Consider the following 10,971-nt stretch of genomic DNA (forward strand, 5'->3'; position numbering starts at 1 on the left):
ATCTCCATCAGCGATAAATCGGGTGGGGGGAATTACCGCATGTTCACTTCTCACCGCGACGAATTGTGTCGCTCTCGAGAAGCAGAACTAAAACCGTTGTTTCGAAAGCAACTGCGCTGTCGGAATAGTGCGCAAGAAAACTGAACCATCGCTTCGGTTACGGCCATGGCAGCATATCCGACTGAACTTCAGTATTGAAAATGAAGCCGGTTTGCATTTGCTGGAATCGCTGCTGTTCGCCGATCTGCAGGCAGTGGAACTGGATGATTCCTATGAAATCACCGCGACGGTAGTGGATTCGGCGATGCTGGATTGGTGGCTGAGGGGGATTTGGGGATGCGGTGAGAGGGATCGGTAAAACCACCTTGTCGTTGTGACGGAATGGCTATAGTCGCGATGCGCTGACGCCGGAGGCGCAATGGAGCTCGAATGCAGAGGAATTGGCGCAAACCCAAGCAGGTTAGGGCGTGCGCTACAAGGATTGAGCCGTTGCGCACGCCACAAGCCAGGTGCTTCTTGTTCATCAGCGCACTGTCGAGTAGATTTACTCAATCTATTGAGTGAAAGTGCACGATATGTTCCAGCGCCCCCAACTCGCCATTCTCTCCAACCGCCTGCTACAGCCATGCCGTTTCCTGCGAATCCTTGCCGGGCCGCGTCAGGTCGGCAAAACCACACTGGCCCGTTAGGCCATCGAACGTTTTGACGGGCAGACTCATTACGCAAGCGCTGATCTTCCCGCAGCCCCCGACGCCAACTGGATTGAACAGCAATGGCGGCTGGCCAGATTGCTGGCCGCTGAGTGTTCGCCACCACGCACGGCCCTGCTCGTACTGGACGAGGTGCAAAAGGTGCCACGCTGGTCGGAAGTGGTGAAAATGCTTTGGGAAGAAGACAGCTTTGCCGGGCGGCCCCTGCATGTAGTGCTGCTTGGCTCCTCGCAATTCTTGCTGCAAAAAGGACTGGGCGAGAGTCCTAGCCGTTACGTTAAGGTGTTGATAGCGGTATGAAGCTGTAACCCGGCGCCGCAGAGAAGTGGCCACCAATTTTCCTTGGTGGCCACTTTGTTTTCATGGCATGAAATAGATGATGTCCTCTGACGCCACCGGCCCCTTCGCCAGTCCCAGTCTCATTGCCGGCGTTTGCTTGTCCTCGCCCACCTCACAGTAGTTGTAATACACCCTGAACATCTCCAACAGACGGGCCAGGTTACCTGGGTCGTAAGCGTTCTTGCCGAACCACAGGCCGTTTCGAGCACCCACGACGACTCCGCGCTCCGCCATTGTCAGCCCACGCCGCACCTGCATGAAAAACTTATCCACCGCGTGCAAAGCGCCCTTCAAGTAGAGTCGAGCCGCGTGCGTCAGTTGGTCGTCTATCTGTTCCCGTTTGGCCGTTGCGGAAGCCTCGTCATCTTCCGCCAACACCGGCGGCATCACATCGATGTCGGTGAGCCAGCACATGCCCTTCACGGGTTCTCTCATGTCGGGCATCGGATGCCGCACCCAGCCATCCTTCCACCGGCCATGTGCCGTCACCGCAGCCATTTCGTCCCGCATCAACTTCTCCGCCACCTGCGATTCGCTCAGGTGCCCATTGGCCAGTTGGGTCTGGGCGAAGCGCCGCTGCGCTGCCTGTAGTAATTTCTGCTTCTGGCCCTGTGTGCCTTCCTTCAGGACCTGCACGTACCAGGCATCCGCAGTCCTGCGCGGTATCCGTGACTGATAGGCCGCCATAAAGGCGGCTCGAATACCGGACTCCTGGTCCATGTACAGGCGGACCTTCTCCGCCTTGTGCAGTAACCGTGCTACGAATTGGACATGAGCATTCATGGACACCTGCTCACGAACCTGCATGCCTCTCACCGGGGTGCGCGTCGTAGGTGCAGGACCGTCGCCGGCCTCAATATCTGCCCGCTCCATCGCCGCCTCGTATGCGGCCTCGATGGCTGCATCCAGCTTCTCCCCCTTGGTGCGCTTCTGTGTTCGGAGAGCAGATGACCGCGCTGCCGCATCATAGTCCTGCGGCAGCCAGACACGGGCATAGCGGCGGAAAGGCTGGGCATGCTTATGATCGCCATAGCGCGTCAAGTCATGCGCGACGGCGTCGGCATCTATCTCCGGGTCAAAGTTGAGGGTGGCGGCAAAGACGTATCCGGTCTCCAGGTCAGCAGTGGCGGTGGACCACAGTAGCGTGTTACGCCGGTCCTTGCTGGAAGCCCAATTGACCATGAGTGCCTGGCGGTCGGCGCAGAGATAGCGCTTACCCAAGTCCTCTCGTTCAAGAAGACTTCGCTCTCTGGCCCCAGCGAAGAGCCGACACTGATTCCAGATGAAATCAATCCGTCGGTACAGGATGCCCGGAGTAATCTTCAGGAGCTTGATGATGCGCCGGATGGGCACCGTGTTCATCAGGTGCTCAAAGATATCCCGATTTGGATGCGTGACCTTCTGGCGGTGGGTAGCCTTGGCCGCCACCGAAAAGACCTTGCCACAGTGGTTGCAGCGATACCGCGGCGTGCCATGGCGGTTGGCGCCGTATCGCACATAATTGCCTGCAACCTCGGTCACTGGGCGATTATGAAACTCACAATCTTCGTTTGGACATGTCGGGCCGACGGGAGGCTCGAGGTACGCGGAGATGCGCAGCAGTTCCTCGGCAATAGCAAGGTTGCTCTGCATGGGAATCGTCTCGCCACACAAGCAGCACCGCAACGCAGGGAGATAGATGTCCCCTACTTGGTTTGTACAGACGATGTAATCCCCGATGCCGGGCGGCACGAGAGCCGTACCACTCGGACGCCGGCCGCGTGGGTTGGCTGGCTTCTCTTTAGGCGGTACGCCAAAATTGGCACATGTTGGATTCTTGCAGTGATTGACTTGAATGCCCGCAGCTTCGGGCGGGAAGCGTGGCGGCCAGGTCTTCTGAGGAGATTTCTTCTTGGACAAGACTACGCCCCAACTCGTTGAGTTGAGGCGTAGTTTACGAGAAGCAGGGTGTCAGTATCAACACCTTAACGTAACGGCTAGGGCGAGAGTCTGGCCGGGCGATTTGAAGTGATCCGCGTGCCGCATTGGTCTTACACCGAAATGCGTGACGCTTTTGGCTGGGACTTGGACCATTACCTCTATTTTGGCGGCTACCCCGGCGCGGCGACGCTGGTGGACGATGAATTCCGCTGGAAAAGCTATGTGCTCGATTCCATCATCGAACCGACGCTGTCGCGTGACGTGCTGCAACTGGCGCGGATAGACAAGCCCGCGCTGCTGCGCCGCCTGTTCGTTCTCGGCTGCGCCTACTCCGGTCAGATTCTTTCCTACCAGAAAATGATCGGACAACTCCAGGATGTCGGCAACACCACCACGCTGGCCAACTACCTCGCGCTACTCGGCGGAGCCTGGATGCTGACTGGTCTGGACAAGTTTGCCGGCGATCTGGCACGTAGCCGCGCCGCCAGCCCTAAACTGCAAGTGCTCAATACAGCGCTGATCACCGCCCAACTCCCGCAAAGCTTTGCCATGGCGAGGCAGGACAGCGAACTCTGGGGCCGCCTGGTCGAATCGGCCGTCGGCGCTCACCTGCTCAACACCGCCCCGCCTGGCACAGAGATTACCTATTGGCGCGAGCGCAATCAGGAAGTGGATTTTGTGCTGCGCCACGGCAATAGGGTGTTACCGATTGAGGTAAAAAGCGGGCGGAACAAGGGGTCCCTCAGCGGATTGCGGGGATTTGCGGAGAGCTTCAAGATCAGCGACAGCCTCGTGGTCGGAACGGGTGGTGTGCCTCTGGAGACGTTCTTTGCAGTGGGGGCGGAGGCGTGGATGGGTGCGCTGGGGTAAGCGCGAGCGGGGAAAAACGTAATTGGATCAATCCCGATGTGTAGAGATATAAAACCCCAGATTGATCTTGAATTGTTATCATTTTCTTCGGGAAAAGCGGCCGACTGAAAAGATGCAGACCCCAAGCGGATAACACTGGCCAGGATGCAGGGCCAGCATGCTGTCCACTCGGCGCATCCCAGGAAGTTTTGGGGCTATTTTTTAATAGCTGGATCGTGCCCCTCCCTCGATCACGGTGTCTTCCGATGCGATTCATGAGAGGCAGTCGGCCAAGTGATGATCTGTGCGATCAGAGGCTTGATTCAGTCTTAGAAACCCATCGTTGCCCTTGCCCCCTCTTTAACGGCACACTCGGCTTCGAGGGCTGCGACCAGGGCGGCCGAAGAAGTGATCGGGCGAAATCGGTTCTGGCGAACCACGGCAGCGAAATCGCCGGGGGTCAGTTTCTGCATGCGCATCAGTTTCGCCAACTGGTCCGGTTGCGGCGTGGAAAGTTCCAGTTCGATGCAGTACCGGCGCAACAGTTCCCATGCCTGCTCGGGCTTGAGAAAACCAAACTTCACCTTGAGATCGAAACGGCGTAGCGCGGCCTGATCCAGCCCTTCCATCAAATTGGTTGAAGCGATGAACACGCCAGGGAATGCTTCCATCTGCGTCAGCATTTCATTGACGAGGGTGACCTCCCAGCTATTTCTTGCGCCTCGGCGATCTTGCAAGAAGCTGTCGATCTCGTCGATCAACAGCAAGGCGCCATCCTGTTCTGCTTCCTTGAAGGCGCGGGCAATGTTCTGCTCATTTTCGCCAACCCACTTGGACATCAGATCAGAAGCACGCTTGACCAGCAACGTAACGCCCATTTGCTCGGCCAGCCAGCGGCCATAGGCCGTTTTTCCGGTGCCAGGATGTCCGTACAGACAAAGCCGCCCTGACCTTGATTGCACCAACCCGGCAGCAACCTGAGCCAAATCAGTGTCGGCATGGATGAAGGCCGGATCGTAGATTTCCGGCAGCCGGTTGGGGTCATTTTTACGGATGGGCTGGTGACCTTGCGCTTCCAGCGTATTGCCGATCAGTAGCTCGACAGCCAAAGCGGCGCCGGTCTCGCCGAGTTCTTCCCGAATCGAGCGAACGACGGATGCGGCCCTGGTGACTACAGCCGGGGCCAGCGCTTCGGACTCGGCAATACGCGCCACACGGGGCGCATCGAGCAAGCCTAGGCAGGCTTCCTGGATGATGCGTTCGCGCTGCTTCTTCGGCGGCACGGGCAGTTCGAAAACCATGTCAAAGCGGCGAATAAACGCTGGATCAAGGCAGCCGATGGAATTGGATAGCCATAGGGTCGGTACCGAATTTTCTTCGAGCATTCGATTGATCCACGCTTTGCGGATCTGCGCGGTGCTCTTGCGGCCAAAGAGACTGTCCCCGTCGTTAAAGACATCCTCAACCTCGTCGAAGAGAATGATTGCCCGACGTTGCGAGAAAAAGCTTTGCGCCGCACGGAAAGCACGCAAACGCCGTTCGCCATTTACGGGATCACCGTCGCCATTCTCGCTCGCGACTTCGAAGAGTTCGCAATCGAGTTCTTTTGCCAACGCCTTGGCCAGTTGGCTTTTGCCCGTACCGGGTTCGCCATGCAGAAACACGTTAACTCCCTTGCGGCCAGTTGTCACAGATTTCTTGAGGTACGGCCGCAAAACAGAAAGGGATGATTCGATATGGCCGTAGTCGGCAATTTCAAGTTCTGCCGGCGCAGCGAGGGCCACAGTATCGCGCAGCAAGCAGATCGGGTCGGTATCGGACGAGAAAATCTTATCGGCGAAGCTGTCGGACAGAAGGTCGAGTTTTCCGCGCAACAACGAGGTGCCATTGCGATCCACCGAGACCAGTCCTGACCTGGCCAGAATCCCTTGCGCACTTAACGATGCTCGAATGTCATGTTCTGGTAGACCGAGCAGTACCGACAGGGCGTGAAACATTTTCACGGAGGACAGTTGCCCAAGCCAGTCGGCCGTATCATCCAGCAGTTGCTCATTTTGAATCAGAACCGCAAATTCAAGTATCCGGCAATCGGTTTCGGCCAGGCCAACAAGTTCTGACAGGCGGGCAACATTTCCACCCAGGCACGAAGGTTTTCTGGACGTACGCAATGTACGCTCACCGGACTGGTGGAGTTTGCGCAGTTCGGCCCTGACTGCCTTTGGATCGAAATCGATTGAATCGGATTCAATCCACTTGCCCAGGCCAAGCATTTCGGCAAGCACGTCGTTGTTGAAGCCATTCTGAGTTACGAATTCCCGGTGTCCTCCCAGCGGAACCAGCAAACGAAGGATCCACAGGCGAACGATCGGATCTATATCGAGCGGCATGTTTGAGTAACGTGAGCGACGACGCATGGCCATGATGATCTCTCTATGTGGTGTCAGATCATTTTCGGCATCCATACGTCAAGATGTGTCGCAAATGTCCAGTATTTTTTCGAGCTATTTCTTAAGCTTTGGGTGCGCTTAAACAAACGACACCAAAGGCCCATGGTATTTTGTGTAAAGGTTGAATCCACAAGGTTTTCAGCCATTTTTTACATCCCAAAATCAAACAGTTTCAAGCCATGTAAATTTAGGAAATAGTGGGGTGATGGCATTCGACGCTATGTGTCGAATTAACAAGTTTGCTTAGCGAAGCCGTTAAAACCGAATAAACTCTTAGCAAGTGACGAATACAACAGCCGAACAGCCGTTTTTGCCGATCCCAACAGCACCAGATCGTCACAAGAATCCGGATCTTCGGCTGAATTGGTGGGTACTTTGGCATATTTCTGACGGAGAAGGCGGCCTACGGGGTCCCCACTTCGCTTCAACTGCTTCATTTGGCCCCTGACAGGCTTTTCCTGCAGGTCGGTCAGTGGCCGTCATCTCAACTCATCGAGTCGATTTGTTCCCGATGCCGCATAAACGCTTGTTCGACCCTCGTGAGGGACTGCGCGGCGAGTAATGGCGTGACAAAACCTGATTCAGAAAGGCAGTCGGCCGTTGAACCGCCTACAAATCGTTGCACCCACCCTCCCGGACGATAAAGCCGACGAAATACCACCTTGAATCGCTCACCTTGATGCAATTTCCGTAGAAAATTTGATGATCGCTTGGTTTTCAAGTGGATGTCGCCCGTTCTCAATTCAATAACGAGCCCTTCCGGCATCCGAACGCGTGCGATGTACCAATTCACGTAATCAATCATTTCAACCTCGACAACCGAGCCGTCCGGATACTTCAAAGCTAATGCTGGCCAGGGATCCTCAAGCAATGGCAGACGGCTCAACCAGAATCCATCCCAGATTTGCTTCGGCCTCAGCCCATGGCGCCGATAGAGCGAGTCAAGCCGGCCGTCATCATGGATGACAGCATTGAGACGATCGCCAAGCGAAAGCACTTCACCGGGCGTTCGATAGGCATTCCAGTCAATAAATGCCGTTTCAAGTGGAACTTGCCAGCCACCAATGTCGATGGTGGCGAATCTCGGTCCCAGGCTGACAACCCTGCCGACCACCGTTTCGCCGGGATAAAAAGGTGGATCGATTGATTTCATAAGCTCTCTTTATAGAAAAAACGCGGGACAGGGCGTAGCAACAGGCAATCAATAACGAACAACCGCCTGGTCGGCGTGGTGTTAGTCTCAGCGAAAGTCAGCAACCAACAGATTCCGTCCTATTGAGGTGCGGAAAGGAAAGGACTTTCTAGGTCTTCCACAACGCCGATCGCAGTTTGGTCAATTCCGTAGGTATGCCCCGCCCGCGGCCGCTTCACTGTCTTCCGGCCACCCGCGGCAAGATGGCCTGACCTGCCTTTGCAGGAACTACAACCCAGCTGCCTGAGCGATGTCCTCCGACAGGTCAAGTGACAAGCGCTCACGGTTCAGATCGCTGATTCGATCCGCCAGGGCATAGACCTTGATCCGCAATTCGTCCGCTTCGACGCGCAGAGAATTCACCATCTCGTTGTCCAGCATGCGAACCCGGACACTTCCCTTACTCCGGTCGTATCGATCCTCAGAAACTAATTGCTTCGGCAGTTGGGGCATTTCATCAAAATTCACCATTTCGCTGCTTTGTGCCGCCAGAATGGATTCGAGATATTTGTGCCGACGGCTGAGCGCGTCGTAGTTCGCGAGTTCCTTCGAAACGCCGGTTTTGGCGTTTGCTTCACCCACTGCTTGGCGAATGTTGGCCAGTGCATCCTGCAGCGTGAAGGCGCGGTGCAAACGGATCATCTGCAGCGCGGCCTCATCTCTCAAGCGGGCCACTTGGGCCTCACCAAGAAACCCGTTAACCTGGGTATTGATGAACGTGTTGCGTGCCGCTTGCGTAATCTCTGTATAGCTGCGCGACAACCGCTCGGCTACCTTGTGCCAGCGCGACAAGGAAAGTGTGTGGCTTTTCATTTCAGGTATTCCTTTCTATTTCGATCAATTTCTCAGTCCAGGCGTGCGCTCGGAGCAGCGGAGACGATCCACGCAACACCTTGTGCGTGGTTTCTGTCTTTGTGGCAACGGCCCTGCGCGTCGCCTTTTACACCAAAGCTCTTCATGTTCATTCGTCCATTCATTGATGAAGTACGAATTTGTAAAAGCCCCTGCCTGAATCATTGGCGAACCCAATACGCAACCGGGGCTTCAGAAACTCAAGAGGCTTCTCCATTAGGGAGAACTGTTCATGCGGGTTAGATACTGAATTTTTTTATGGATGCACTACCTATAGCGAAAGCCATGCCAGCAACCTGCAAAACCGGCTGGGCATCTTTTAACTCACTGTATTTGTGTATAAAACAACCTTTTCTTCTTAATATCTGCGGAAGAGTGCGATTGAAATCGTGTTGAATAAGATAGACTCCTATCTAGGTATGTATATCTTGAGATAGCCTTGTGAAAAAACGAAACGTTGTCTTCGGCGTGATGGATCCTTTCTGGGATGCCAATATCGACCATCCGAGCACGGGGTTCTGGCGCCCGACGGTGTCTGCAGTATCGGTACTGGAGTTCCCGGTGGATCGCTTCGAATTGCTGATTCAGAACTCAATCAATCCGGAATTTGCTAACGAGGTTATGGCGGCCATGAAGGTCGCCTCTCCCACCTCGACGATCATTCCCCATTTCCACCAGTACAACGACCTGTGGGACTTTGAAGAGGTCTTCGCCTATCTGCATGACGAAGTGGCGGACTATCCGTTTGATCCGGACGAGGAGGACTATTTCGTTCACATGTCCACCGGCACTCACGTGATGCGGATCTGCCTGTTTCTGATGGCGGAGTCGCGTTTCCTTCCAGGGAAAATGTTGCAGACCTATCCCGCCGGAACCTACGAGGGGAAGGAACGAAAGGAAGGGGGTATCCGGATCATCGATCTTGATCTCTCAAGGTACGACCTGTTAGCCAAACGATTTGCCGCTCGCCAGGAACAAGGGGCCTCGTTCCTGAAGTCAGGCATCGCCACACGCAATGCCGCCTTCAATCAGCTCATCGATGAAATCGAGCAGGTGGCCATCGCGTCCAACCACCCGATCCTCTTGACCGGCCCAACGGGAGCCGGGAAATCACTGCTGGCACAACGCATTTATGAACTCAAGCATCAACGGTATCAAGCCGCCGGCCTGTTCGTTCCAGTCAATTGCGCCACACTGAAGGGCGAAGGGGCCATGTCGGCGCTCTTCGGGCATCGCAAGGGGGCGTTTACCGGTGCGATCTCAGACCGAACGGGATTGCTCAAACGAGCGCAGGGCGGACTCCTGTTCCTGGATGAAGTCGGGGAACTGGGTGCGGAAGAGCAAGCGATGTTGCTGCGTGCCCTTGAAATTGGCCGGTTCTATCCGGTCGGTGCCGACCAGGAAGAAGAAAGCCGCTTTCAACTTATTTCCGGGACGAACAAGGATCTCATGCAGGAAGTCCGCGCCGGCACGTTTCGCGAGGATTTGTTGGCGCGAATCAACCTCTGGACATACCGCTTGCCAGGGCTGAAAGAACGCATGGAGGACATTGAACCCAACCTCGACTATGAGTTGGACAAATACGCACAGGCGAATGGGAAGCAGGTTTCATTCAACCGGGAGGCCAGGAAGCAATACCTCGACTTCGCCACTTCCGCCGAGGCAATCTGGCGAGGGAACTTCCGCGAATTGAACGCCAGTGTGACGCGCGCCGCCACCTTGGCACCGGGTGGCCGCATCACCCCGGCGGTCGTTCAACGAGAAATCAGCCGACTGATGTCGATGTGGGCTTATGAAAAGCCATCACGGTGCATCGATACGCTTGAAGAATTCTTTACGCCCGAGCATCTCGAATCGATTGATCAGTTTGATCGGGCGCAACTCGCTACCGTGATTGCGGCTTGTCGTCAGTCACGCACGATTGCGGAAGCCGGCAGAACACTTTTTCAGGCATCGAGGCAGCGCCGTTCAAGCGTCAATGACTCCGACCGTGTAAGGAAATATCTGGCGCGATTCGGACTCGATTGGCAACGTGTCACCACTTGACGCTTGGGCGGGCAATCAGTATCTCTGGCGATGTAGGCTTCAATAGCCTCGAGGTCGCTTTGATGGCTGACCGTCCGGATCACACGCTTCATACGGCCCGATGCACCAGTTTGGCGGCACGGACCGTTGCCCACTCATCCGGTGCAATCTGCCGGTTGGTGCCGTTCGCCAACCCTTCCAGTGAGGCCGCCACCTTGGCTCTAAACCAGTCATTGTAGTCGGCGGATTCATGCGCGTGACGCAGGCGTTCGGCGGAATCCGGACGCGCCGAGGTCATCGGCTTGGTTAGCGGGTCAAAATTCGCCGCATACACGCGGTACTCGGCGATCCCGATCTCTTTCAGACAATCCACCTCGACCGCTGGGAAAACCATGCTGCTGTCTCTTAACGTAAATAGCTGAATAGTCCCCTCGATTAGAAGCCCTGGAAGAGAAAATCAAGCGCGCCGGTAATCTCATCCTGGTGCCCGGCCAGTGACGCGACCTTGATTTTGAGAAGTCGGGATGGCACGGCCGCGAGTTTCGGGGTTTCCATAAAACAGGGAACCCCGTCGACGTCAAATGAAGGGGTCAGATTGCGTGGCAAATTAACCTTTGCGAATTGATCCAGTCGGCGT

Annotated in this window: 11 protein-coding genes; 5 read left to right on the top strand and 6 right to left on the bottom strand. The window is 55.6% G+C overall.

Annotation, left to right across the window (positions count from 1 at the left end; translation table 11 throughout):
* Window positions 1-127 precede the first annotated feature (127 nt).
* The 3 genes from ACOYNV_RS01435 (at window position 128) to ACOYNV_RS01445 (ending at window position 1,010) form a co-directional block, all read left to right on the top strand.
* On the top strand, window positions 128-358 hold the full coding sequence (locus ACOYNV_RS01435; protein WP_422897947.1) for a hypothetical protein: 231 nt from the start codon (window positions 128-130) through the stop codon (window positions 356-358).
* A gap of 208 nt (window positions 359-566) precedes the next feature.
* A complete protein-coding gene (locus tag ACOYNV_RS01440) occupies window positions 567-689 on the top strand; it encodes a hypothetical protein (RefSeq protein ID WP_422897948.1) in 123 nt (40 codons plus the stop codon).
* Between the two features lie 3 nt (window positions 690-692).
* Window positions 693-1,010 carry an AAA family ATPase gene (locus tag ACOYNV_RS01445; protein WP_422897959.1) on the top strand — a complete coding sequence of 106 codons (318 nt, stop codon included), beginning with the start codon at window positions 693-695 and terminating at the stop codon, window positions 1,008-1,010.
* A 60-nt stretch (window positions 1,011-1,070) separates the two neighbouring features.
* Here the strand turns inward: ACOYNV_RS01445 and ACOYNV_RS01450 are convergent, their stop codons facing one another.
* Entirely contained in the window at window positions 1,071-2,948 is a 1,878-nt protein-coding gene (locus tag ACOYNV_RS01450) for a transposase (protein WP_422897949.1), read from the bottom strand.
* A gap of 108 nt (window positions 2,949-3,056) precedes the next feature.
* Between ACOYNV_RS01450 and ACOYNV_RS01455 the strand changes: the two genes are divergently transcribed.
* Window positions 3,057-3,839: an ATP-binding protein gene (locus ACOYNV_RS01455; protein ID WP_422897950.1), complete on the top strand. Its 783-nt coding sequence runs from the start codon at window positions 3,057-3,059 to the stop codon at window positions 3,837-3,839.
* 308 nt (window positions 3,840-4,147) lie between these two features.
* Here ACOYNV_RS01455 and ACOYNV_RS01460 read toward each other — a convergent pair whose 3' ends face one another.
* The 3 genes from ACOYNV_RS01460 to ACOYNV_RS01470 form a co-directional block, all read right to left on the bottom strand.
* Entirely contained in the window at window positions 4,148-6,238 is a 2,091-nt protein-coding gene (locus ACOYNV_RS01460) for an AAA family ATPase (protein ID WP_422897951.1), read from the bottom strand.
* A gap of 511 nt (window positions 6,239-6,749) precedes the next feature.
* Window positions 6,750-7,418 carry a hypothetical protein gene (locus tag ACOYNV_RS01465; protein ID WP_422897952.1) on the bottom strand — a complete coding sequence of 223 codons (669 nt, stop codon included), beginning with the start codon at window positions 7,416-7,418 and terminating at the stop codon, window positions 6,750-6,752.
* 267 nt (window positions 7,419-7,685) lie between these two features.
* Window positions 7,686-8,270, bottom strand: coding sequence for a hypothetical protein (locus ACOYNV_RS01470; protein ID WP_422897953.1), 585 nt, complete (start codon window positions 8,268-8,270; stop codon window positions 7,686-7,688).
* 480 nt (window positions 8,271-8,750) lie between these two features.
* Between ACOYNV_RS01470 and rtcR the strand changes: the two genes are divergently transcribed.
* Entirely contained in the window at window positions 8,751-10,355 is a 1,605-nt protein-coding gene (gene rtcR, locus ACOYNV_RS01475; protein WP_422897954.1) for an RNA repair transcriptional activator RtcR, read from the top strand.
* Window positions 10,356-10,443: 88 nt separating this feature from the next.
* Here rtcR and ACOYNV_RS01480 read toward each other — a convergent pair whose 3' ends face one another.
* Complete coding sequence (locus tag ACOYNV_RS01480) at window positions 10,444-10,728, bottom strand: hypothetical protein (RefSeq protein ID WP_422897955.1); 285 nt, start codon at window positions 10,726-10,728, stop codon at window positions 10,444-10,446.
* 41 nt (window positions 10,729-10,769) lie between these two features.
* A partial coding sequence (locus ACOYNV_RS01485; protein WP_422897956.1) for a CcdB family protein occupies window positions 10,770-10,971 on the bottom strand: 202 nt, incomplete at its 5' end.

Source organism: Propionivibrio sp., from assembly GCF_049316945.1.
GTDB lineage: Bacteria > Pseudomonadota > Gammaproteobacteria > Burkholderiales > Rhodocyclaceae > Propionivibrio.